We start from the raw sequence: 23,775 nt of genomic DNA, 5'->3' as shown, positions 1-23,775 counted from the left end.
TTACGTTAGTTAAGACCGCGCACCGAGGAGATAAACTGTTTCAGTTCGCTGGTCTGCGGGCTGGCGAACAGCGTTTTGCTGTCGCCCTGCTCCCAGACGCGTCCCTGATGCATAAACACCACGCGGTCGCCCACTTCGCGGGCAAAATTCATTTCATGGGTGACGAGGATCAGCGTCATACCTTCCGCCGCCAGTTGCTCCAGCACCTTCAGCACTTCACCCACCAGTTCCGGGTCGAGTGCCGAGGTGATTTCGTCACAGAGTAAAACTTTCGGCGACATGGCCAGCGCCCGGGCAATGGCCACGCGCTGCTGTTGGCCGCCGGAGAGATTGGCCGGATAGTAATCCAGACGGTCGCCAAGACCGACCTTCTCCAGCATCCGCTGCGCCAGCTCCCGGCATTCGGCCTGGGACTTCTTCAGCACCCGCCGCGGGGCCAGCATGACGTTCTCCAGCGCCGTCATGTGCGGGAACAGGTTAAAATTCTGGAACACCATGCCGATAGAGCGGCTGATCTCCCGGGCCTGTGAATCGCGGTCGGTGATGGTCATGCCCCCGAGCTTGATACTGCCCTCCTGGTAGCCCTCCAGACCATTGATACAGCGCAGCAGGGTGCTTTTACCCGAGCCGCTGCGGCCGATGATCGAGATCACTTCCCCCATGTCGATATCCAGATCGACGCCCTTCAACACATGGTTGTCGCCGTAGTACTTCTGCATCTGATTAATGGTGATGAGAGGCATTGAATTTGTTCTCCAGATAGCGGCTGTAGCGGGACAGCGGATAGCACAGAATGAAATAGCCCAGCGCCACCAGGGCAAACACTTTAAACGGCTGATAAGTGACGTTGGTCAGCATCGTCCCGGCCTTGGTCAGCTCCACAAAGCCGATAATCGATGCCAGCGCCGTGCCTTTGATCACCTGTACGGAAAAGCCCACCGTCGGCGCGATGGCAATGCGCAGCGCCTGCGGCGCCACCACGCGGTACAAGGTCTGGCCGAAGCTCAGCCCGAGACACCGCGAGGCCTCCCACTGGCCTTTCGGCAGCGCGCGAATGCTGCCGAACCAGATATCCAGCAAAAAGGCGCTGGTGTAGAGCGTCAGAGCGACCGAGGCGGCGGTCCACGCCGAGACGTCAATGCCGAACAGCGCCACGCCAAAGAATGCCAGAAACAGCTGCATCAGCAGCGGCGTCCCCTGAAACAGCTCGATGTAGCCGCGGATGAGCCGTTTCACCTGGCGTCCGCCGGTGAGACGCAGCAGCAGTAACGGTAAGGTCACCAGCGCCCCGCCGGTGAACGCGACCAGCGACAGCAGCACCGTCCAGCGACCGGCCAGCAGCAGGTTGCGGATAATGTCCCAGTCAGTAAAAGTGGTCATCAGGCCTGTACCCCCAGCCATTTACGCCCCGCCGCCATCAGCAGCTGGCGCATCGCTATCGATAACGCTAAGTAGATCCCGGTGGTCACCAGATAGACCTCAAAGCTCAAAAATGTCCGCGACTGGATCAGGTTGGCGGCGAAGGTCAGCTCCTCATAGGAGACCTGCGACACCACTGACGAGCCGAGCATCACGATGATGCACTGGCTGACCAGCGCCGGGTAAATCCGCTGCAGCGCCGGGGGCAATACGACGCGAACGAAGGTTTGCGTCCTGCTAAGCCCGAGCACGCGACCGGCTTCCCACTGGCCCTTCGGCGTCACCTGAATACCGGCGCGGACGATCTCGGTGCTATAGGCGCCGAGGTTAACCACCATCGCCAGCAGCGCCGCTTCACCGGCGGTCATCTTCAGTCCAAGGTTCGGTAAACCAAAGACGATAAAAAAGAGTTGCACCACAAACGGCGTGTTGCGGATGATTTCCACATATCCGCCCCATACCCGGCTGAGCATTCCCGGGCGCCCGCTGCGGATCGCCGCCCCGAGGATGCCGATCGCCAGTCCGCCGATCGTCGCCAGCACCGTCAACTGCACCGTCACCCACAGGCCGGCCAGCAGCTCCGGCCAGTGCGGCCAGAGCTCAGAGAAATGAAGTTGCTCCGTCATCCCCAGACCTTACGCGCCGAGGCTGGCAGGCAGTGGCGCTTTCAGCCACTTCTCAGACAGACCGTTGAGGGTGCCGTCCTTAATGCCCTGCTCGATGAGGGTATCCACTTTCGCCTTCAGCGCCGGTTCGTTCTTTTTCAGACCGATAAAGCACGGCGAGTCCTTCAGCATAAAGCTCGGCACCGGCGCTTTGTCGGCGTTCTGCCGGGAGATGGCCGCCACCACCAGATTGCCGGTCGCGACATACTGCACCTGACCGGACAGGTAAGCCGACAGCGTAGTGTTATTATCCTCGTAGCGCTTAATCTGCGCTGCCTGCGGCGCCACGCTGGTCAGTACCATATCTTCCACTGCCCCGCGGGTCACACCGATGCTTTTGCCGCTCAGCGCGGCCGCGTCCTTCAGTTCCGCCCCTTTCGGGCCAAACACGCCGAGGAAGAACGGCGCGTAGGCGCGGCTGAAGTCGATCACCTTCTCGCGCTCGGCGTTCTTGCCGAGGCTGGAGATCACCAGGTCCACCTTATCGGTCTGCAGATACGGCACGCGGTTGGCGCTGGTCACCGGGACCAGCTGCAGCTTGAGCTTCATCGATTTCGCCAGATAGCGCGCCATATCGATGTCATACCCCTGCGGCTGCAGGTCGGTGCCCACCGAGCCGAACGGCGGAAAATCCTGAGGCACGGCAATACGAATGACGCCGCGTTTTTCAATATCCTGGAGCTGGTCAGCCTGCGCGGCAGAAACAGACGAAAGGAGACAAGCGGCCCCGGCCAGTGCGATCAACAGTTTCTTCATGATGTTTACCCGTTACGTTAGCATGAAACAAAAGATTCTTTGAATCTGTTTTTGCAACTAATGTGCCAGATACAGACGAGGCGAGAGTTGGCGAGGAATTAAAACAAAAAGTGAGAAAGGACAAGCGTTAACGGGAAAGTGTTCAGCGAGCGGCGGCGCCATCACGTGGTTTTTCTTGCACCATAATAATGCACAGCACCACGCTGGCGCCCCATTAGCGTTGTTCCAGCTCGTCCAGTTGCTGATAAAGCGTGGCGATATCGTGGATGCGCGGACGACCGCTGTCGAGCGTTTCATGGAGAAAGGCATTGGCCAGCAGATTAATCAGGCTGTTGACCGAGGCATAGCTGTCGTAGGCGGAGACGCTGTCCAGCGGCGCGCAGAGCTGCCAGCGGGAGAGCGGAAACAGGCTGTGGGCCTGCGGCTCGCACATTAACAGGACCGGCACCCCGTCGCGCTGCAGCTGCTGCAGCAGCGGGCGTACTATTCGCGGCCGACGGCGAAACGCCATCATTACCACCAGATCATCGGCGGTCAGATCGACCAGCTCTTCGCTGAGACTCTGACCCGGCTGGGGCAGCACCAGCACCTGGCCGCGGGCCTGCAGCAGCTGCTGGCGCAAGTGCAGCGCCGCCGGATAGGCGTTACGCATGCCCACCACCACAATGCGGCGCGCGGCCACCATCGCCGTCAGCGCCTCGGCGAACTGGCGGGCGTCGAGGGCGTTGACCCACTGGGTGAGATTCGCCATCTCCTGCTTATAATGGCGCGCCAGCAGCGTGTTACCCTGCACCGCGTCGCGCTGGTCGGTGAGCGGCATCCCGCTCTGGCGCAGGGTGCGCAGTTCATCGCGCATATCCTTATATTTGTCGTAACCGAGGCGCTTGAACAGCCGGCTGACGGTGGCTTTCGACACGCCGCTCAGCTGCGCCAGCTCGGCGCTGTTGTAGCTTATCAGGTCATCAAAGTGGTCAAAGATGAAATCCGCCACCCGCTGCTCCTGCGGCGACAGCGAGGCGTATTGCCCTTTCAGTCGTTCATCGAGTTGTTGCATAGCGCCCCTGTAACTTTCGTTTCATCATCCATCCCTCATCATACTGTATCTGCTATGCCTTACACATAGCGTGCCAGTGGGAAAATTCTGGTCATTGTTTTTATCAATGAAACGAAACGTTCAGAGATGGAACAGCTTTTGCAGTGTTCTGCGGGTGATTCGTTCAGAAAGGATAATTTATGCACAGTAGCAACGTTTCGACCCACGGCATGGCGGTGGCCCCCCATCACCTCGCCAGTCAGAGCGCGCTGGCGATCCTGCGCGAGGGTGGCAGCGCCATTGAAGCGATGGTGGCTGCCGCGGCGGCCATCGCCGTCGTCTATCCCCATATGAATGGCCTCGGCGGCGATGGCTTCTGGCTGATCGTACCGCCTGAGGGAGACCCCATCGCCATTGACGCCAGCGGGGCGGCCGGATCGCTGGCGACCCTCGAGGCCTACGCCGGACAGCAGCATATTCCCCACCGGGGACCGCAGGCCGCGCTGACCGTCGCCGGCACCGTCAGCGGCTGGGACGAGGCGCTGCGTATTTCACGGGACTTAACCGGCCGCGCGCTGCCGGTGGCCCGCCTGCTGGCCGATGCGATCGGCTATGCCGAAGACGGTATTCCGGTCACCGCCTCGCAAGCCCACGCCACCGCCAGCAAACTGGAAGAGTTGCGCCATCAGCCGGGCTTCAGCGAAACCTGGCTGGTATCGGGCGAGGCCCCGCGGCCCGGCAGCCGCTTTCGCCAGCCCGCCCTCGCCGGTACCCTGCGCATGCTGGCCAGCGACGGTCTCGACAGTTTCTATCGCGGGCCGCTGGCCGAGCGTCTCGCGCAGGGTATGGCCGCGCTGGGGATGCCGATCACCCTCGGCGACCTGCAGGCCCACCGCGCCCGGCGTCCGGCGCCGCTGACGCTCCAGCACCAGCAGGGCACGCTGTGGAATCTTGCGCCGCCGACGCAGGGACTGGTGTCGCTGGCGATCCTTGGCATCACCGACCGCCTGAACATGGCCGATGCCGACGACGCGCAAACAGTGCACCGTATTGTCGAAGCCACCAAGCGGGCATTTGCCCTGCGCGATGCGCATATCACCGATCCACGCCATCTGGATGTGGATGTACAGCAGTTGCTCACCCCGGAAGCCCTGCAGCCGCTGGCCGACAGCATCGACGACGCCAGCGCTTCCCCCTGGGGCCGCGGCAAAGGCCCGGGCGATACCGTCTGGATGGGCGTCGTGGATAACAGCGGACTGGCAGTGTCATTTATTCAGAGTATCTATCACGAGTTCGGCAGCGGCGTGGTGCTCCCGGACACCGGGATCGTCTGGCAAAACCGCGGGGCGGCCTTCAGCCTCGATCCGCAGCATCTCCTGGCGCTGGCCCCTGGCAAACAGCCATTCCATACCCTCAACCCTGCCGCCGCCCGCCTGAACGATGGCCGGGTGATGGTCTATGGCTCGATGGGCGGCGACGGTCAGCCGCAAACTCAGGCGGCGCTGTTTACCCGCTATATCCTGCAGGGGGTGCCGCTGCAGGAGAGCATCTCCCGTCCGCGCTGGCTGCTGGGCCGCACCTGGGGCCAGTCCTCCGATTCACTGAAGCTGGAGGGACGCTTTGCCCCCGCCTGTATCGCGCGACTGCGCGAGCTGGGGCACGAAGTGGAAGTGCTGGCTGATTTCAGCGAAGCGATGGGCCACGCCGGCGCCATTGTCCGCCATCCCAACGGCCTGCTTGAAGGGGCGACCGATCCACGCAGCAACGGCGCCGCCGCCGGATACTAAGGAGCAGACCATGACCACACAGCCAGACTGGAGCGAGTATCTGACGCAGATGACTCACCTGTTGCACCTGGAGCTGGATGCACCCCGTCGTGAAGAGCTGGAGCGCCAGTTTGCCCGCATCGCCGCCATGGCGCAGCCGCTGATGGAGTATCCCCTCGGGCCGCGCGAGGAGATTGCGGGGGTGTATAAAGCATGACTCTTCATCACTTCACCATCGCCGAGATCCAGCGTGCGCTGCACGAGGGCGAACTGAGCGCCCGGGAGATCGCCCGCCAGACGTTGGACGACATCGCCCGCGCGAATCCGCAGATCAACGCCTGGACCGAGGTCACCGCCCAGCGCATGCTGGCGGAGGCCGACAGCATTGACGCCCTGCGCCGGGAAAAGCGCCCCCTGCCGCCGCTGGCAGGGATTCCTTACGCAGTGAAAAATCTGTTTGATGTCGCCGGGCATACCACCCTCGCCGGGGCGGAACTGCTGAGCGACCGGCCGCCGGCGACCAGCGACAGCTGGGCGGTGCGCCAGCTGCACAGCGCCGGCGCCCTGCTCAGCGGGATGCTCAATATGGACGCCTACGCCTACGGCTTTACCACTGAAAACAGCCACTATGGCGCGACGCGCAATCCGCACGATCTGTCGCGGATCGCCGGCGGATCGTCCGGCGGTTCGGCCGCGGCGGTGGCGGCCGGGCTGGTCCATTTCAGCCTCGGCAGCGACACCAACGGCTCGATCCGCGTCCCCGCGTCGCTGTGCGGGATCTTTGGCCTGAAACCCACTTTCGGTCGCCTTTCGCGCTCTGGCAGCCATCCGTTTGTCGCCAGTCTGGATCATATTGGTCCTTTTGCCCGCCGGGTGGCCGACCTCGCCGCGGTGTATGACGCTCTGCAGGGGCGCGACCCGGCCGATGACTTTCAGGCTGATAAAGCCAGCGAGCGCACCGGCAATCTGCTGGAGCGCGGACTGGAGGGGCTGCGCTGCGCGCGGCTGGGCGGCTATTTCACCACCTGGTGCGATGACGACGCCCGGGCGGCCGTGGATCGGGTCGCCCACGCGCTGGGCGCCGACAGCGAGCTGCAGTTCGCGGATGCCGCGCTGGCCCGCTCGGCGGCCTTTATCATCAGCGCCAGCGAAGGCGGCAATCAGTACCTGACGGATCTTCGCCACTCGCCAGAGCGTTTTGAACCTCACTCCCGCGAGCGGCTGCTTGCCGGAGCGATGATCCCCTCCGCATGGTATCTGCAGGCTCAGCGTTTTCGCCGTCATGCTCGCCAGGCAATGAAATCCCTGTTCAGCCAGGCCGACGTGCTGATCGCCCCCGCCACCCCATGCAGCGCCACGCCGATAGGCGCGGAGGAGATGGTAATTAACGGCCAGCCGCTGCCGGTGCGCGCCAGCATGGGAATGCTAACGCAGCCGATCTCCTTCCTCGGTCTGCCGGTGGTGACCGTGCCCCTGCGTACCGCCAGCGGTAAGCCGATTGGCCTGCAGCTGATTGCCGCGCCGTTTAACGAACAAGCCTGTCTTCGCGCCGCGCGGGCGCTGGAAGCGATGGGCATTACCGATGCCCGAGTGGCGGAGAGTGCAGCATGATCAATCTGGATAATGTAGACCGCCCGGCGATCCTCGCCGAGGTGACGGCGGCGTTTTATCAGTATGAAGAGGCGCTGGTCAGCAATAACATCGAGGCGCTGGATGCGCTGTTCTGGCACGACCCGCGCACCGTACGGCTGGGAGCCGGCGAAAATCTGTATGGCATCGAGGCGATCCGCGCCTTTCGCGCCGCCCGCCCCGCCGCCGGTCTGGCCCGCGATCTGCGCCATACCACCATTACTACCTTTGGCGCGGATATGGCGGTGTGCAGCACCGAGTTCACCCGCGAAGGCAGCGCCCGCCTGGGCCGCCAGCAGCAGACCTGGGTACGCTTCCCCTACGGCTGGCGCATTGTCGCCGCCCAGGTCAGTCTGATGGACTGAGTGGCGTATACGGGAGCGGACCGGAGAATAAGGTATCCACCGGCCCGCTTCCGGTCCGGTAACACGCTATTTGGAGTCGAAGATCATGGTGTTCATCAGAGCGGCTGAATCAAAAGATATCCCCTCGCTGAAAACGCTATTTCTGCAACTGGGCTATCAGACGGAGACGGCGATCATAGAACAACGCATCACTGCCCCGCAGAGTATGATGAGTGCGCTGGTGGCGGAAACAGAAAACGCCGTGTGTGGCGTAATCGTTATCAATTTTATTTTACCGGTACATGAGAACCGTTTATGGGCATTAATTTCCGCGCTGGTCATCGAGGAATCGTCACGTGGATCAGGGATAGGCCAGCAACTTCTCCATGCCGCAGAGCGCCTCGCCCGCGATAAACAATGCGCTCAGATCGAACTTTCAAGCAGTGAAAAAAGAATCAGAGCGCATCAATTTTATGAAAATAACGGCTACAAGGAGGTCCGCAAACGCTTCGTTAAACATTTGTCTTAACCGCCTGCGCGCGAGGGCTTTCCCCGGATGACCGTAACTATATTTTGCCCAGCAGGATATTTAACATGCGGCGCAGGGGTTCCGCCGCACCCCACAGTAGCTGATCGCCAACCGTTAACACCGAGTAGACGGGTTCATTATTTAACGACATTTTCTTGTAGCGGCCAATTCCTACCTGCAGCGAACCACTAGTAGCAGCCGGGGTCAATTGACTGACACTCTCTTGCTTATTATTGCGGACATAGTTTACCCATGGATGGGAATGGGTGACTAACTCAGCGAATTCCGCTTCGCTGACCTCACGTTTAAGTTTAAGGGTAATGGCAGCGCTGTGGCAGCGGATCACGCCGACCCGAATGCATAAGCCATTGACCGGAATGGTGCCGGGCGCAAGGCCAAGAATTTTATTGGTTTCCGCCTCGCCCTTCCATTCTTCGCGGCTATTTCCATCGCCTAAATCGCTGTCGATCCAGGGAATGATGCTGCCCATCAACGGGACGCCAAAATTCTCCACCGGCATACCCGCGCTATTAATCAACTCACTCACTTTATTGACTAAAGGCAGCACGGAACCTGATGCCGTCAGTTCATCTGCAGATAAATGCTGACTGATATAAGCGCTTTGCGCGATTAATTCCCGCACCTGTTTGGCGCCCGCTCCGGAGGCAGACTGATAGGTCATCACGCTCATCCATTCGATCAGGTCAGCCTTGATCAGCCCGGCCAGCCCCATCAGGCTCAGCGTAATGGAGCAGTTGCCGCCAACAAACAGTTTCACTCCTGCTTTCACGGCACGATCGATATTATCGCGGTTGACCGGGTCGAGAATAATGCAGGCTTTTTCATCCATCCGCAGCGCCGAAGCGGCGTCAATCCAGTAACCTTGCCAGCCATGGTTAATTAACGCTGGATAGATGGCTTTGGTATATTCCCCGCCCTGACAGGTGATGATGATATCCATTTCGGCGAGGGCGCTAAGGGAATTCGCATCTTTAAGGATGTCGCTTTTACCATTAATAACCGGGCCCACACCGCCCGCACTTGAGGTACTAAAAAAATGCGCTGAAATATCGTCGAAATCATTTTCTTCGATCATTCTTTGCAGTAATACAGAGCCTACCATTCCCCGCCAGCCAACAATACCCACCTGCTTCATTTATTTAACCTTTATAAGTTATGAGAATGTTAATTTGCATTTCGCCGTACTTTATATCGCATCCCTTAATAAAGGTCATTACCCACCACATCGATTTCTATCATTATTAAAATGTTTCATCCGCCATCAGCGATTTTTATCTCTTATTACGGCAAAGCAGGAATAAGGTGGCGGCGACTGTCCCTCTTTTCGGCATTCAAAGGAGAAACGACGTAGCGAAACGGGAGCGGCTTCTCCCCTGGGTACCGTGAAGAGTAACTTGCATTTTGATAGTGACTATGTCAATTTGCTGGCAAAAGCCACCTGGTTACTGGACAGCCCATGAAAAATGAACCGCTTTGCCACGCTCCCTGCCCCATCGCCCGCAGCCTTGGCCGCATCGGCGACAGCTGGAGCATCATGATCCTGCGTGACGCCTTCGCGGGCTTTACCCGCTTTGACGAGTTCCAGAAAAGCAGCAACGTCGCGCCCAATATTCTGTCGCGCCGCCTGAAGGCGCTGGTCGACGACGGGCTGCTGGAGAAGGTGTGCTACAGCAGCACCCCGCCGCGCTACGAATACCACCTTACGCAACGCGGCCGCGATTTTCGCATGGTGCTGCTGGCGCTGGCGGAATGGGGTAACCGCCACTTCGCCCCCGAAGGCCGTCAGATGCAGCTGGTGGAAACCGCCACCCAGCGACGGGTGGAGCCAGTCATGGTGGATAAAGCGACCGGGGAAGAGATTATTCCGGGTAAATACGCCATGGTGCCGGGCCCCGCCGCCTCGCCGCTGATGAAATATCGTCATGAATATCTGCTGCGCAAACGCGAAGGCGATAGCGGGCAAAAATTCCAGCCTGAACCTTACAGAGATGCCAGCAATGAATCCGACCAGTAAGAAAAATATTCTTGTCCTGGCGGCCCTGGGCGCTGCCGCCCTGGCGGCAGCGAGCTACGGCGCTTACTGGTGGCATACCGGGCGCTTTATGCAGACCACCGATGATGCCTATGTCGGCGGCGACATTAGCGCCATCTCCAGCAAAGTCTCCGGCTATATCCAGCAGCTGGCGGTGCAGGACAATATGGCGGTGAAAAAAGGTGACCTGTTGATCCGCATTGACGACCGCGATTATCGCGCCGCCCTCGCGAAAGCCGCCGGAGAAGTGGCGGCGCAGCAGGCCGCGCTGGCCGATATTCAGGCTACCCGCCAGCTTCAGCAGGCGACCATTGCCGGCTCTGCGGCCTCGTTACTCGCCGCCACGGCGGCAACCGAAAAACTGGCTAACGACAACCGACGCTATAACGCCCTGGCCGCGTCGAGCGCGATTTCCGCACAGATCCGCGATAACGCCTCCGCCGATTATCGCCGGGCGCACGCCGAGCAGGAGAAGGCCAAAGCGGATAAAACCGTGGCCGAACGTCAGCTGGCGGTGCTGGATGCTCGCCAGCAGCAAATCCTGGCTGCCCTGGCGCAGGCCCAGGCTAACCTCGAGATGGCCAGGCTGAACCTCAGCTATACCGACATTCGCGCACCGTTCGATGGGGTGATTGGCAACCGCCGCGCGTGGTCCGGCTCCTTCGTCAGCAGCGGTACGCAGCTGCTCTCCCTGGTACCCGCGCACGGCCTGTGGATTGACGCCAACTTCAAGGAAAACCAGCTGGCGCATATGCGTGCCGGTCAGCCGGTGACCATCGTCGCCGATGTGCTGCCGAACCATACCTTTAAGGGTCATGTCGCCAGCCTGGCGCCGGCGACCGGCTCACGCTTCAGCATTCTGCCGGCGGAGAACGCGACCGGGAATTTCACTAAAATCGTGCAGCGGGTGCCGGTCCGCATTGCGCTGGAAGGTGACGGGGCAAAGCTTGACGTCCTGCGCCCGGGACTGTCGGTGATCGTCACCGTGAACGAAAAGAGCCCTCGATGAGCACCGTTCAGGCGCTGTCCGCCCCGCAGGGTCTGTCGATGCCGACGGCGAAGAAGATCTTCGCCTTCGCCAGCATGTGCGTGGGGATGTTTATTGCCCTTATCGACATCCAGATCGTCTCCGCCTCGCTGCGGGATATTGGCGGCGGCCTGTCGGCGGGCGACGATGAAACCGTCTGGGTACAAACCAGCTACCTGATCGCCGAGATCATTATTATCCCGCTTTCCGGCTGGCTGGCCCGGGTCATGTCGACCCGCTGGCTGTTTGCCGCTTCCGCGGCGGGCTTCACGCTGATGAGCCTGCTGTGCGGCTGGGCGTGGAACATCCAGAGTATGATCGCCTTCCGCGCCCTGCAGGGACTGGCGGGCGGGTCGATGATCCCCCTGGTGTTCACCACCGCTTTCGCCTTTTTCCAGGGCAAACAGCGGGTTATTGCCGCGGCGACGATCGGCGGCCTGGCCTCCCTCGCCCCTACGCTGGGTCCAACGGTGGGCGGCTGGATCACCGAAAACTACAACTGGCACTGGCTGTTCTTTATCAACGTGGTTCCGGGGATTTACATCGCGGTGGCAGTGCCGCTGCTGGTAAAAGTAGACAGCGCCGACCCCACTCTGCTGCGCGGCGCCGACTATCTCAGTATTCTGCTGCTGGCCTTGTCCCTCGGCTGCCTGGAATATACCCTCGAAGAAGGTCCGCGCTGGGGCTGGTTTGATGACGCGACCCTGACGACCACCGCCTGGGTCGCCCTGCTCTGCGGCGTGGCCTTTGTTATCCGCACCCTGCGCCATCCGCAGCCGGTGATGGATCTCCGCGCCCTGCAGGATCGAACCTTCAGCCTCGGCTGCTATTTCTCGTTTATGGCCGGCGTCGGCATCTTCGCCACCATCTATTTAACCCCGCTGTATCTGGGGAGCGTGCGCGGTTTCAGTGCGCTGGAGATCGGCCTGGCGGTATTTTCCACCGGTCTGTTCCAGGTCATGTCTATTCCGTTTTATTCGTGGCTCGCCAACCGCGTCGACCTGCGCTGGCTGCTGATGGCCGGGCTGATCGGCTTTGCGGTGTCGATGTACAGCTTTGTTCCGATCACCCACGACTGGGGGGCGGATCAGCTGCTGCTCCCGCAGGCCTTTCGTGGACTGGCGCAGCAGTTTGCCGTCGCGCCAACGGTGACCCTGACGCTGGGCAGCCTGCCGCCCGCGCGCCTCAAGCTGGCCTCCGGGCTGTTTAATCTGATGCGCAACCTCGGGGGCGCCATCGGCATCGCCCTGTGCGGCACGGTGCTTAACGACAGAACCAATTTGCACTACAGCCGCCTGGCGGACCATCTGAATAACGCCAACCTGGCAATGAGCGATTTTGTTCAGCGCAGCGCGGCAAACTTCACCGTCCAGGGGATCTCGCCGGATGCCGCGCAGACGGCGGCGCTGAAAAATCTTTCCGCGCTGGCGCTGCGGGAGGCGCGAACCCAGGCATTTTCCGATGCTTTCTACCTCATCATGATGGGTTTTTTGCTTGCCGCGCTGCTGGTTCCCTTGATGAAAAAGCCGCCGGCACACTGATACTACAGGAGAGTTAATTATGGGCGTTTCCGTTAAACGCATTGTCGTCACCGGGATGGGGATTGTCAGCCCGCTGGGCTGCGGTGTACAGCACGTCTGGCAGTCGCTGCTGGCAGGAAAGTCAGGGATCACCCGGCTCAGCGAGCAGCTGGTCGCGGATATTCCCTGCAAAGTGGCCGGCCAGGTGCCGTCCATTGACAGCGATCCGCTGCACGGCTTCGACCCGCTGGCGACCATCCCGGCGAAAGAGCGCAAAAAGATGGATCGCTTTATTGAGTTTGCGCTGGTCGCCGCCCGCGAAGCGCTGACCCAGGCCGGTTGGTCGCCAGCATCCGAGGCCGAACAGGAACGCACCGCCACGGTGATCGCCACCGGGATCGGCGGGTTCAGCGAGATCGCCAATGCGGTACATACCACCGATGAACGCGGGCCGCGTCGCCTCTCGCCGTTCACCATCCCCTCTTTTCTGGCCAACCTGGCCGCCGGGCATGTGTCTATCGCCCACGGTTTCCGGGGGCCCATCGGCGCGCCGGTCACCGCCTGTGCGGCTGGCGCCCAGGCCATTGGCGATGCGGCGCGGATGATCCGCAGCGGCGAGGCGGATATCGCCCTCTGCGGCGGCGCGGAAGCGGCGATTCATCGCGTTAGCCTTGCCGGGTTTGCCGCAGCAAGGGCGCTGTCCAGCGCCTCCAGCGACCAGCCGGAAGCCGCTTCCCGCCCCTTTGACCGTGACCGCGATGGTTTTGTGATGGGAGAAGGCGCGGGGCTTATCGTGATCGAATCTCTGGAGCACGCGCTGGCGCGCGGCGCCACGCCGCTGGCCGAGCTGGTGGGCTACGGCACCAGCGCAGATGCTTATCACCTGACCGCTGGCCCGGAAGACGGGAACGGCGCACGTCGGGCCATGGAGACCGCTATTCGCCAGGCCGGGGTGACCGTCGACGAGATTGACCATATCAACGCCCACGCCACCTCAACGCAGGTAGGTGATAAAGGTGAGCTGGCGGCGATTAAAACGCTGTTTGGCGCCCATCCGGTCGCCATTACCTCGACGAAATCCGCCACCGGCCATCTGTTAGGCGCGGCCGGCGGGATCGAGGCCATCTTCACCATTCAGGCCCTGCGCGATCAGGTGGTGCCGCCGACGCTGAACCTGCATCACCCCGATGAAGAGGCGGCAGGTCTCAATCTGGTGGCGCTGCAGGCCCGCCCGCAGAAAATGCGTTATGCGCTGTCGAACGGTTTTGGCTTTGGCGGCGTTAACGCCAGCCTGCTGCTGAAACGCTGGGAATAATCGTCAACTCCCCCCGCCGGCACTGGCCGGCGGGGAATTTCCACCCGGACACCCTACTCAGTCACTGATCTCCCTCTTCTGCCACAGCAGACGACGAAGCGCCGCCACGGCGTGGCAGTGACCTTTATCAAGATCTTCGCTATCGGTCATCTTTGCCAGAAAGGTCAGCATCATCATGATGAATTCTTCACGCAATTATGAGGTGGCGCTCATTTTATGCGCATGGCGAGTCATATCCTGTGACTAATTCTCAGGAGGTAAAACCATGAAAAAGCTTCTGATATGTTGTTTGTTTGGCAACACTGCCAATTCTCTCGCCAAAAAGATACAGTTACTGGCGGAAAAAAAGGGCCATCCTCTCATTGTCAGCGCAGTGGGCCTGGAAAATTTTGCCAGCGTGGCGCCCGCTTTCGACGGATTTCTCATTGCGCCGCATATTCAGTATAAGGTCGCGGAGATAAGAGGGATTGTTGGCGACGCTCTTTCTATTGCGGTGATTGAAAGTCTGCCCTATGCCTCACTCGACGCGGAAAAAGTTTTCGCGTTTGTGATGGCGCAGATGCCTGAACTGGCAATCTGACGCCAAAGGCCGCCTCTCTTGTGCGGCCTTCTCTACTCATGTCGCCTTCTACCTGCCCTGTTGAGACGCTTCAGCCCGTAATGCCGCCTGTACAGCAGGACGGGCATTTATTATTTCCATATACGACGATAGCGCTGGCCAGCGATCCAGTGGGATCGCGAAGAATTTGCACCATCCCAGCACCGTGAAGAGGTAGGCATCCGCCACGCTAAAGGACGGGCCAGTCAGATAGGTTTTTTCGCTGAGCGTCGTCTGCAGAAAATCGAAGCGTCGGAATAGCTTGTCTCGAAAAATCGTTTTGACATCTTCCGCCAGCGCGGAGTTAAACATCGGCGCCGAACCCGCGTGTATTTCACTGGTGATAAAGTTAAGCCATTCCTGCAGGCGCACCCTTTCCCAACTGCCCGCGCGTGGCGCCAGGCCGTATTCGGGTTTACGATCGGCGAGGTACTGCACCATCGCCGGCCCTTCGGTGAGGATCTGCCCATCATCCAGCTCAAGCGCAGCAACATACCCTTTCGGGTTAATGGTGAGGAAGTCGCGACCATCAGCGGTGATCTTGCTTCTGTTGTTGACTCTCACCAGTTCAAATTCAAGGTTCAGCTCGCGCAGCACGATGTGCGGTGATAATGAACAGGTATCTGGCGCGTAATAAAGTTTCATCTCGTCTCCGTTAATGTGTAAAGCCGTCGGACAACGTCCTGCACGATCCTCAGCACACTGTATTTAACGCCGATCGCACTGTAAAATTAATGATATAGAAAAGAACTATTAGCTGAGCTACTGATAATCATGATGAATCTTTTACACTGGCGCCTGCTGGTAGCCGTGGCGGATGCCGGCAATATCTCACGTGCTGCCGAGGAGATAGGCATGACCCAGTCCGGCGCCAGCCAGGCCATTGCCCAGCTGGAGGCTTCTCTGGGCTTTCCGGTATTTACCCGTGAGCGACGATACATCGGGATTACCGCCCTGGGTGAGCAGGTGGTGGAACATGCCAGAAACATGCTTTCGCAGCTGAACGCCATCCGCGAACTGGCTGATCGGGGCCGGAACGTCACCCGCGGGCGCATTCGGCTGGCCAGTTTTCCCTCCGTAACGTCTACCTTGTTGCCCGGCCTGCTGCGCGACGTTAAGCGCCTGCATCCGGGTATTGACGTTGTTGTGCTGGAAGGCTCTGACGAAGAAGTCGAAGCGTGGCTTGCCGCAGACACCGTTGAACTTGGGGTGGTCATGAATCCCGTTCCCGGACGTGCAGAGGTGGTACTAGGACAGGATGCATGGGTCGCGGTCCTGCCCGCCAGCCATCGGTTGGCACAGCATGCGAAAGCTGATGGCATAACGCTAAAGGCGCTGGCGGACCAGCCCTTTATTCTGGCGACGGGCGGCTGTGTCGTGAATGGCAAAAGCCTGATGGAAAAGGCCGGGTTGCAACTCTCTGATATCCGCGTGACGGTTCGCGACTGGATAAGCGCCTGTAAACTGGTCGGCGAAGAGATGGGCGTCGCGCTGGTACCGGAATCCGCCCTGCCGGAGACCTTACGCAACCTGTGCGTGGTGCCAGTGACGCCGGCTATTCATCGTGAGTTTGGACTGGTTTGTTCGCCATCCGGAACGTCTTCTGATGCCACACAGGCGCTGCTTAATGCGCTACGTAAACGAAGATGAGCGCTCAAGCGTGAATCATCTTATCGCCATGGCATCAATCTCTGACCTATCTCCTGTTCCCAAACTAAAATTTCACTTTGAATATTTACTGAGTTTACTGATATGTATACCTAACCAGGTAAGTTCATCATTAGGAATAGCAATGGCGTAATTGCTTTTTATAAAGTCACGAATCACCTCAGCAACCACCATCGCTTTTGGATGGAAACGAATTAACTCATTATAGAAGTCGTCAGTTTCTTCTGTTGCAAGGCTATTATTTAATACCCTTTCAGCGAAATATCTTAAATGCGTAATAAATCTGGCATAGTGAATTGAATTCACATCAATATTTTGATTGAGTTTATAACGAACAATTTCAGCAATTCTGTTAACTAACTCTACTTGCTTATGTGCGTTAGTCTCATCAAATTGAAAAGTTGCATTGATAATATGAAAAGCAATGTGTACAGCCTCGTCATCAGGAAGACTCACCGCAAACTTAGCTGATACCAAATCTCTTGCCAGCTCGCCAATGCTATACTCTTTCTGATAGTAACGCTTTATTTCCCAGGTCAGTTTATTCGCAATGTTCGTATTTGTCTTACAGCGTTCAACAGCAAAATGCAAGTGTTCCGCGAGGGTGAATAGTAAAACTGAATTAAGCTTTTCGCTGTAATGAGCTTGAGCCATCTTAACAATTTCATGAGTGATCTCAAAGAAATCCGCGGGAATTGTGTCCGTTAGTGACAGATAATGTCGCGACTTGAGGGTATCCAAAGGCATAAAGACCTGTTCGACACTTTGCAAGTCGATAATTGTCCCTGGCTTGGTGTTAAAACCGATACCTTTGCCAAAGAGTATCATCTCTTTTCCGTCATTCTCAGCAAGCAGCATGCTGTTATTTAAGGACTTTTTAACTTTCATCTCAGTTCCCGCGGTAGCAATGATTAACTTAAATCAGTCCCGTTCGTCGCTATAACCTTGCGATACCAATAGAAGGAGTCTTTGCGTAACCGATTCAAAGAACCGTTCCCCTCGTCATCTTGATCTACATAAATAAAACCATAGCGTTTGGTCATTTGCGACGTGCCAGCACTAATAATATCAATTGTTCCCCAACTCGTATACCCTATTAAATCGACACCTTCTTTGACAGCTTCAATCATCTGCTCAAAATGCGCACGGAAATAATTAATACGGTAATCGTCATGAATCTTCCCATCAACCACTGTATCTTTTGCCCCAAACCCGTTTTCAACAATAAATAAAGGGATTTGATATCGATCGTAAAGCTCCAGTAGCGAAATTTTAAGCCCTACAGGATCTATTTGCCATCCCCATTCAGAAGCCGGTAGATGAGGGTTTTTTACACCCATGATAGTATTTCCTGCCGTGCGCTCTGCATCGGACTGAACAGATTCCGTGATGGACATATAATAACTGAATGAAAGGAAATCTACAGTATAGCGACGTAACGTTTCCAAATCATCCGGCTGCATTTTTATCTTGATATTCCGCAGCTCCAGGTCCCGCTTAATTAATGGTGGATATTCGCCTTTAATCTGAACATCTGAATAAAAATAGTTTTCGAGATTTTTTTTCAGAGTGGCTTCCACGTCAGCAGGATGACAGGTCAGTGGGTACGTTGTTAACTTAGTAAGCATACATCCGACCTGGCTGCCAGGTATCTTTTCGTGGCAGTCTCTTGTCGCTAAGGCCGAAGCAACAAACTGATGATGCAACGCCTGATAAATATCCTGCGTGCTTTCTCCCGGTAGACTTTTCTCTTCGCGGACACCCGCTGTCGTAAAAGGATGCCGATGAATGCTATCAATTTCGTTGAATGTCAACCAGTAACGTACCAAATTCTTGTAACGGTCAAAGCACACATTTGAATAGCGTACAAACGCATCAACAACATTTCGGTGGACCCAGCCATTATATTTCTCACTCAATGCTAATGGCATTTCATAATGTGAGAGCGTAACCAATGGTTCAATGCCAAGTCTGCGCATTTCAGTGAACATATTTTCATAGAACTGTAATCCTTTTTCATTCGGTTGCTCATCTTCACCTGTTGGGAAGATTCGTGACCACGCGATTGATACGCGCAGGACTTTTATACCCATTTCGGCAAAAAGCGCTAAGTCTTCTTTGTAACGATGATAAAAATCGATGCCTCTGCGTTTAGGGTAATTTTGATCATTCTTCCCCTCAAGCGCATCACTCACGTTTTGATCAGATACGGCCATATGGCCGGCATAATCGCTCGTGCTCAGATGCGCCTTATAGGCAACTGCATCTGCAACAGAAGGCCCTTTGCCGTCAATGTTCCATGCACCCTCTGCCTGATTGGCTGCAATGGCTGCACCCCATAAAAAATTCTTGGGAAGAATAGATTTCGACATAATATTAAGCCTCTTTTAATGAAAAAATATTAAACTGCTGGAGTGTATTGGTATGATCGTTCGACGGCTTCATCATAAAACGATCGCTATTGGTAATAACCATTATTACAACTGGGTCATAACCCGCTTTAGTTATTTCATCAATATCAAATTCGATTAATAGTTCACCCGCTTTAACGTGTTGGCCATCTGTAATTTTCGGGTGAAAGCCTTGACCGTTCATTTGTATCGTATCAATTCCTATATGAAAGATAACCTCTACTCCATGGGTAGTCATCATGCTGGCTGCATGGCCACTTTCGAACACATGCTCAATAACGCCATCGGCAGGTGCATAGAGTGCTCCCACAGTTGGAACGATAGCGATACCATCCCCCATGATTTTTGAAGAAAATACATCGTCGTTGACCTCTGTCAGGGGGATGACTTTCCCTTCAACCGGACTGGTAAAGGTAAAGTCATTCATTAAGACTGGATTAGCAGTGACTTCAGTCTTCTCAAATTTGGGCATCTCCTCCTCTGGATGGGGCGTTGCTGTTTTTTCTTTCCAGAAGAATAATGTTGATAAAAATGCCAGGCAGAATGAAACAAGTGCGCCGATGATTGCATATATCAAACTGGTTGGATTATCCGGTGACGCAAAAATTGAGATACTGGCAAGGCTCGGCGCTACAATTGCATAAGCTGAGACCATCATAAATCCCATGAAGGAGCCACCGACCATTGCCCCCAGCATCACGGAGATCAGTACTGGCCTATGCAGTAAAGTAATACCGTAAAGTGCAGGTTCAGTAATGCCAAACAGCGCTGATATTCCAGAGGAAAGAGCAGTCCCTTTAAACATTTTATCTTTGCTTTTTAGCGAAACGGCAAGGCAGGCTCCTGCTTCAGCGATATTGTGAGCTAAGGAAGCTGGGTTATACAAAGATTCTTTACCCGTTTGCCCCATTGACATTATGGCATAAGGGAGGAAAGGTTTATGCATACCGGCCGCTACAATAAATGGCAGTCCGCCAGCAAGTAAGCCTGTTGCGATGAATCCAAATTTGCCATGCATCCAAAGGATCAGATGCGTTAACAGAGAACCCATTTCAAAACCTAATGGTCCAAGGATAAGCAATGTGACGGGGACCGTCGTAACCAGCGATAACATGGGCGATAAGAAACCACGTAATGCATTAGGCGTATAACGATTAAAAAGAGATTCCGTTTGTGCATAAAAAAGAACACAAAGAATTGCGGGAAACACCTGCGCTGCATAGGAGACGTTCGTAATATCGAAAGTCATTAACGTTGCACCTTGTTTTGCCAGGGTAGTAAATGTGGGCAACAACAAGACTGAGACAGCAGTCAATGCAACTAATGGATTAACTTTAAGCTTATTCGCAGTCGTGATGGCGATAAGTAAGGGTAAAAAATAAATAGGCGCGGTTCCGATGCAGTCCAAAATTTGATATGTCGAACTGTCTTTAGTCAGCCATCCAGACATATTCAAAATAATTAAAATGGATTTCAGCACGCCGCCACCTGCAATTGCAGGTATGAGTGGTTGAAAGATACTGATAACAAAATCAATCAACCATGCATTCCATTTTTTCTTTGTTACTGGTTTCTGTTTCGCGTCAGCATCATTAGCCATTAACGATCTAATCGCATCAAACACTTTAACAACGTCTTTGCCAATGACTATCTGACACTGCACATTTGTCACGACACCCATTACCTCAGGTAATTTTTTGAGGTCAGACACTTCAACTTTAGCATTGTCATACAAGCTTAAGCGTAATCTGGTTGAGCAATGTTCAATGTGTTCGATGTTGCCTGCTCCGCCGACTAATTTGAGAATTGTACGCCCAGTATTTAGATGATCCATAAGTTGCCTCATGAGCAAAAAAAAAGACCTGAAATTCTCACCCCAAATGAGGGGGAGAATTTCAGGTCTTGCCTGCATTACCAGTTACACGCCTGTACTACATATTTGCCAACAATATACTATATACATAGTTACAGGCAATAAAATTAACCCATCTTTCGTCAAAATGTGACAGTTATCACATAATAATCCTCGTAAATGACCACGATATAAAAACCCTCCCAGGAGTATTTTCTCCCTGTATTATATTTCCTTTATATTAACCGATAGTTACCACCACACCTCAGCCTGAGCGCCAATAGATAATTGATCTTTTTTATTATCGTTGAATGTATAATTCGATATCTCGTTTTGGTTTGCCCGGATATACGTTGTATAGAACCGAATTTCTGGCCTTGAAGTTAGAATTGATGTATTAACTTTAAGCGCATGATACAATGTTGTTTTGTAACCGGATTCACTATATGTCTGCTCTTGAGTTTTGTTATCCTGTCTAAACCATCCGAGTTCTACCCCGGTCTGGTTGAATTTATCCCAGATATAAGCGGGACGGATGACACTTCGATAACTTTCAAAATCTGTATGAGCACCAGTATCATAGCTAAATATATCATTACCATTTGAATAAACTAGTGCGTGTGCAACAATAGTGTTTTCCGTGGGGTAAAATTCCCCTTGAGAAATTATTCTGAATGCCTTGCCATTTGTGTGATTTCCATAATAGTTATCACCACTCCCAAATGTTGGGTTTGCTCCAGAAATTTTTGCAAAAGAACTGGCAATAGAATTATTGGCAGCTTGCAGGGTTAATTCGTCATAACCCCCTGCGTCAAACTTCTGCCTTAAAATCGCACCTACCAGCCAGGCATCTTTTACATGATAATACTGACCATCTGCCTCCCCTGACTTCACGACGTCTGATTTGTTTGCCATGTTATAGCGCCCATCAAGTTCTAATGTTGCCTTATCCCATAATGGAATTTCACGATAACGTATATCAAGCGCATTCGTATTGATCTGTAATGAATTTCCTGATGTATCATAATCAAGAGCGCGCGCGTTCAGGTCCTGCCGCACTACAGCAACGTTAAATTTGCCTGGACCCATTTTCCAGTTTTCTATACCGAGCCCTGCTCCGCTTTCTGTTCTGACGCTTTTCCAGTCAAGCATCTGTATCTCATACTTAGGCAGATAGTGCTTACCTACCCAAAAATCAGCTTCAGGGGCAAAATTAAGAAATCCCTTCGTCGTGAGATAGATATCAGAAAATTGTAAGTTACTCTCTGTATCTTTATCAAAGACTGCATTGTTGTATTGCTCACCCACATTGCCATCCAGCATAACGACAGCATGTGCAGTTTTACCATCCTGGTCGTACACTTTCTGCTTGAGTTGAAGATCGAACCATGAGGTATATTCATTGCCGAAACGGCCAAGAGATCCAATAGCATACTCTTTTGGCGATCCATGATTAGCCGTTCCCCAACCAGAACGGAAATAGCCATTGTACGAAAACCCAATATCGTTTTTAACAAAGTCACTAATTTCTTTCAATGTAAGATCATTATTAACTTTAGTTGTGGCACTATTGCCTGTTTTGTTGCTAGTACTCGATGTTGCTGCAATAGTTGAAGTGGCAGAATTTGTTGTTGGTTGATTTTTTTCATCTGCTGAACTGACCGGATTTCTGTTTGTTTTATCAGCTTGCTTATACCTGGTTAATTCTGCTTTTGTGCTTTTTAATTCTGCAGTGTTTTCCTGGAGTTGTTTTTCAAGCAAAGCCAGTCTCTCTTCCACTGTTAAACTCTGTCCATAAGCATTGCTGAACATGGCAGAGATAAGGCAAAATAGAATAGTCTTGTTCATATTTTAAATATTCTCATGTAGATTACAGGGGTAAAGCGTATATTAAAATAAAATCATACTTCACCTTCCCAGGGTAGAAATATATATAGTAAGCAAGCCTATTTAGCCTGATCATTTCATAGCTATTTGACTCCAGCGAAATGGATCGATGCTTAACATTAATATTGAATTCTGAAATGAAAAATTGTTTTCATAAAAATTATTTGCTTGTTGTCACTCCTTTAACTGTGCCGATTCGCAACGTGAACGGAGACTTCTCTTGGCTTGTCTCGTCACAGCAGTTCTGTTTTTACAAATGAACCCAAATGACTGCCCTGCCCGATAAAAGTAAGCTTGACGCTATTTGGATTATCCGGAGCAGCATTTTTCTTCATTTAAGCTAAGCTGTCGTCGGGTAGAACCATGTTCAATATGTTCAAAATTGCTTGCCCCGCTGTTCAATTTACGTATTTTCTGCGCTGTTTTTTGGAATCCATTTACTACCCCAGAAGTAAAAAAAAAGACCTGAGATGAGCAATGAATAGGTCTAAATTCATCGCTCATCTCAGGTCTTGCCTGTTTTACCAGTTACACGCCTGTCGTTCTGCCCGTGTATTTAAATATTTTGTAGGAGGGTTTTACAATAGCTTACTTTGGATTTTTTTTAAAATGTGACATGTCTTACAAATTTCAACCGTTGCCGGATGCGAATTAAACGACGTTTCTCAACAGCAAAAGCGGGATAAACCCTACCCGCACCGGGTTTCTGTCCCTGTAATATGCCCAAGGCACCGCTGTGTAACACCTGAAGAGTGTCAGGATATTTCTGGCACTCTTCAGAGAGAACACCTGAACTGGCCGGGCTTATGTGTTAGCGTTCTCCTGCTGCCGGGGAGTTTTCGCCATTGCGGCTTTTGACCTGCTGCTGGAGTAAATGAAGAACAGCGCGATACCCAGGCAGATAATGGCGCCGATTCGGCTCATCGAGAATGGAATCGACGCATTGCCCAGCCAGCCGAAGTTATCGATCAGCATGCTCATGGTTAACTGGCCAAAAATGACAGCGACCGTAGCCACTGCCGCGCCAATACGCTGGACGGCCAGTACCATAATGACGATATACGGTACGCCAAACATTGCGCCCAGCAGCTGCCATTTAGGCACGTCCATCAACGTCAGGGAGTGTTTGGGTTCGAAGAAGAAGATCAGCAGCCCCGTCACCAGGGCGCCGACAGAAAATGTCAGGAACGCGCTTTTAAATACGCCGACCTTGCTGCCCAGCTGGCCATTGATAGCCGCCTGGATACTCAGCATGGCGCCACCGGCGACGGCGAGCAGAATCATGATAATAGTCATAATGTTA

The 23,775-nt window shown here is 54.5% G+C and carries 23 protein-coding genes and 1 pseudogene; 12 read left to right on the top strand and 12 right to left on the bottom strand.

Going from position 1 to position 23,775, the window contains the following annotated elements; all coding sequences use genetic code 11:
* Positions 1-5: 5 nt before the first annotated feature.
* From SP68_RS12415 to hpxU, 5 genes are all read right to left on the bottom strand, one after another.
* Positions 6-743, bottom strand: coding sequence for an amino acid ABC transporter ATP-binding protein (locus SP68_RS12415; protein ID WP_004179947.1), 738 nt, complete (start codon positions 741-743; stop codon positions 6-8).
* Positions 724-1,380, bottom strand: a complete 657-nt coding sequence (locus tag SP68_RS12410) for an amino acid ABC transporter permease (protein WP_040968526.1) — start codon at positions 1,378-1,380, stop codon at positions 724-726. The genes SP68_RS12415 and SP68_RS12410 overlap by 20 nt, the downstream gene beginning before the upstream one ends.
* Positions 1,380-2,045: an amino acid ABC transporter permease gene (locus tag SP68_RS12405; protein ID WP_004176117.1), complete on the bottom strand. Its 666-nt coding sequence runs from the start codon at positions 2,043-2,045 to the stop codon at positions 1,380-1,382. Before SP68_RS12405 ends, SP68_RS12410 begins: the two co-directional genes overlap by 1 nt.
* Positions 2,046-2,054: 9 nt before the next feature.
* Positions 2,055-2,840 (bottom strand): transporter substrate-binding domain-containing protein, encoded by a 786-nt coding sequence (locus tag SP68_RS12400; RefSeq protein ID WP_004143665.1) that lies wholly within the window; start codon positions 2,838-2,840, stop codon positions 2,055-2,057.
* Between the two features lie 214 nt (positions 2,841-3,054).
* Complete coding sequence (gene hpxU, locus SP68_RS12395) at positions 3,055-3,894, bottom strand: MurR/RpiR family transcriptional regulator HpxU (RefSeq protein ID WP_008804829.1); 840 nt, start codon at positions 3,892-3,894, stop codon at positions 3,055-3,057.
* Between the two features lie 179 nt (positions 3,895-4,073).
* On the opposite strand from hpxU, the gene hpxW reads away from it, so the two are divergent.
* The 5 genes from hpxW to SP68_RS12370 all read left to right on the top strand — a co-directional run bounded on the left by hpxW (position 4,074) and on the right by SP68_RS12370 (position 8,141).
* Positions 4,074-5,660, top strand: a complete 1,587-nt coding sequence (gene hpxW, locus SP68_RS12390; protein ID WP_012541682.1) for an oxamate amidohydrolase — start codon at positions 4,074-4,076, stop codon at positions 5,658-5,660.
* 10 nt (positions 5,661-5,670) lie between these two features.
* Positions 5,671-5,856 carry an oxalurate catabolism protein HpxX gene (gene hpxX, locus SP68_RS12385; RefSeq protein ID WP_040968527.1) on the top strand — a complete coding sequence of 62 codons (186 nt, stop codon included), beginning with the start codon at positions 5,671-5,673 and terminating at the stop codon, positions 5,854-5,856.
* Complete coding sequence (locus SP68_RS12380) at positions 5,853-7,250, top strand: AtzE family amidohydrolase (protein WP_008804827.1); 1,398 nt, start codon at positions 5,853-5,855, stop codon at positions 7,248-7,250. Before hpxX ends, SP68_RS12380 begins: the two co-directional genes overlap by 4 nt.
* Positions 7,247-7,633: an oxalurate catabolism protein HpxZ gene (gene hpxZ / locus SP68_RS12375; RefSeq protein ID WP_002905421.1), complete on the top strand. Its 387-nt coding sequence runs from the start codon at positions 7,247-7,249 to the stop codon at positions 7,631-7,633. Before SP68_RS12380 ends, hpxZ begins: the two co-directional genes overlap by 4 nt.
* An 85-nt stretch (positions 7,634-7,718) precedes the next feature.
* Positions 7,719-8,141: a GNAT family N-acetyltransferase gene (locus tag SP68_RS12370; protein ID WP_012541679.1), complete on the top strand. Its 423-nt coding sequence runs from the start codon at positions 7,719-7,721 to the stop codon at positions 8,139-8,141.
* A gap of 37 nt (positions 8,142-8,178) precedes the next feature.
* On the opposite strand, the gene asd is transcribed toward SP68_RS12370, so the two are convergent.
* Entirely contained in the window at positions 8,179-9,297 is a 1,119-nt protein-coding gene (gene asd / locus SP68_RS12365; protein ID WP_022064960.1) for an aspartate-semialdehyde dehydrogenase, read from the bottom strand.
* 205 nt (positions 9,298-9,502) lie between these two features.
* Here asd and SP68_RS28330 point away from each other — a divergent pair.
* From SP68_RS28330 to SP68_RS12340, 6 genes and pseudogenes are all read left to right on the top strand, one after another.
* Positions 9,503-9,622, top strand: a pseudogene (locus SP68_RS28330) (hypothetical protein); the annotation flags it as partial.
* Complete coding sequence (locus SP68_RS12360) at positions 9,619-10,176, top strand: winged helix-turn-helix transcriptional regulator (RefSeq protein ID WP_012541677.1); 558 nt, start codon at positions 9,619-9,621, stop codon at positions 10,174-10,176. The pseudogene SP68_RS28330 and the gene SP68_RS12360, both read left to right, overlap by 4 nt.
* Positions 10,160-11,203: an HlyD family secretion protein gene (locus SP68_RS12355; RefSeq protein WP_004179962.1), complete on the top strand. Its 1,044-nt coding sequence runs from the start codon at positions 10,160-10,162 to the stop codon at positions 11,201-11,203. Before SP68_RS12360 ends, SP68_RS12355 begins: the two co-directional genes overlap by 17 nt.
* Positions 11,200-12,762 (top strand): DHA2 family efflux MFS transporter permease subunit, encoded by a 1,563-nt coding sequence (locus SP68_RS12350; protein ID WP_015958439.1) that lies wholly within the window; start codon positions 11,200-11,202, stop codon positions 12,760-12,762. Before SP68_RS12355 ends, SP68_RS12350 begins: the two co-directional genes overlap by 4 nt.
* Positions 12,763-12,781: 19 nt before the next feature.
* Positions 12,782-14,056, top strand: a complete 1,275-nt coding sequence (gene fabF / locus SP68_RS12345; RefSeq protein WP_040968528.1) for a beta-ketoacyl-ACP synthase II — start codon at positions 12,782-12,784, stop codon at positions 14,054-14,056.
* Positions 14,057-14,321: 265 nt separating this feature from the next.
* Positions 14,322-14,636: a PTS sugar transporter subunit IIB gene (locus tag SP68_RS12340; protein ID WP_040968529.1), complete on the top strand. Its 315-nt coding sequence runs from the start codon at positions 14,322-14,324 to the stop codon at positions 14,634-14,636.
* 48 nt (positions 14,637-14,684) lie between these two features.
* On the opposite strand, the gene gstA is transcribed toward SP68_RS12340, so the two are convergent.
* Complete coding sequence (gene gstA / locus SP68_RS12335) at positions 14,685-15,299, bottom strand: glutathione transferase GstA (protein ID WP_040968530.1); 615 nt, start codon at positions 15,297-15,299, stop codon at positions 14,685-14,687.
* A gap of 129 nt (positions 15,300-15,428) precedes the next feature.
* Between gstA and SP68_RS12330 the strand changes: the two genes are divergently transcribed.
* On the top strand, positions 15,429-16,304 hold the full coding sequence (locus tag SP68_RS12330; RefSeq protein ID WP_040968531.1) for a LysR family transcriptional regulator: 876 nt from the start codon (positions 15,429-15,431) through the stop codon (positions 16,302-16,304).
* A gap of 72 nt (positions 16,305-16,376) precedes the next feature.
* Here SP68_RS12330 and SP68_RS12325 read toward each other — a convergent pair whose 3' ends face one another.
* The 5 genes from SP68_RS12325 to SP68_RS12305 form a co-directional block, all read right to left on the bottom strand.
* A complete protein-coding gene (locus tag SP68_RS12325) occupies positions 16,377-17,210 on the bottom strand; it encodes a PRD domain-containing protein (protein WP_012541670.1) in 834 nt (277 codons plus the stop codon).
* A gap of 23 nt (positions 17,211-17,233) precedes the next feature.
* Positions 17,234-18,694 carry a glycoside hydrolase family 1 protein gene (locus SP68_RS12320; RefSeq protein WP_040968532.1) on the bottom strand — a complete coding sequence of 487 codons (1,461 nt, stop codon included), beginning with the start codon at positions 18,692-18,694 and terminating at the stop codon, positions 17,234-17,236.
* A 4-nt stretch (positions 18,695-18,698) separates the two neighbouring features.
* On the bottom strand, positions 18,699-20,567 hold the full coding sequence (locus SP68_RS12315; RefSeq protein WP_040975925.1) for a beta-glucoside-specific PTS transporter subunit IIABC: 1,869 nt from the start codon (positions 20,565-20,567) through the stop codon (positions 18,699-18,701).
* A 270-nt stretch (positions 20,568-20,837) separates the two neighbouring features.
* Positions 20,838-22,433: a carbohydrate porin gene (locus SP68_RS12310; protein WP_012541667.1), complete on the bottom strand. Its 1,596-nt coding sequence runs from the start codon at positions 22,431-22,433 to the stop codon at positions 20,838-20,840.
* 843 nt (positions 22,434-23,276) lie between these two features.
* Positions 23,277-23,768: a DMT family transporter gene (locus SP68_RS12305; protein ID WP_022065949.1), complete on the bottom strand. Its 492-nt coding sequence runs from the start codon at positions 23,766-23,768 to the stop codon at positions 23,277-23,279.
* Positions 23,769-23,775: the final 7 nt, after the last annotated feature.

Source organism: Klebsiella variicola, from assembly GCF_000828055.2.
Classification (GTDB): domain Bacteria; phylum Pseudomonadota; class Gammaproteobacteria; order Enterobacterales; family Enterobacteriaceae; genus Klebsiella; species Klebsiella variicola.
The sequence above is the reverse complement of the archived record's forward strand: the minus strand, read 5'-3'. Positions and strand labels throughout refer to the sequence as shown.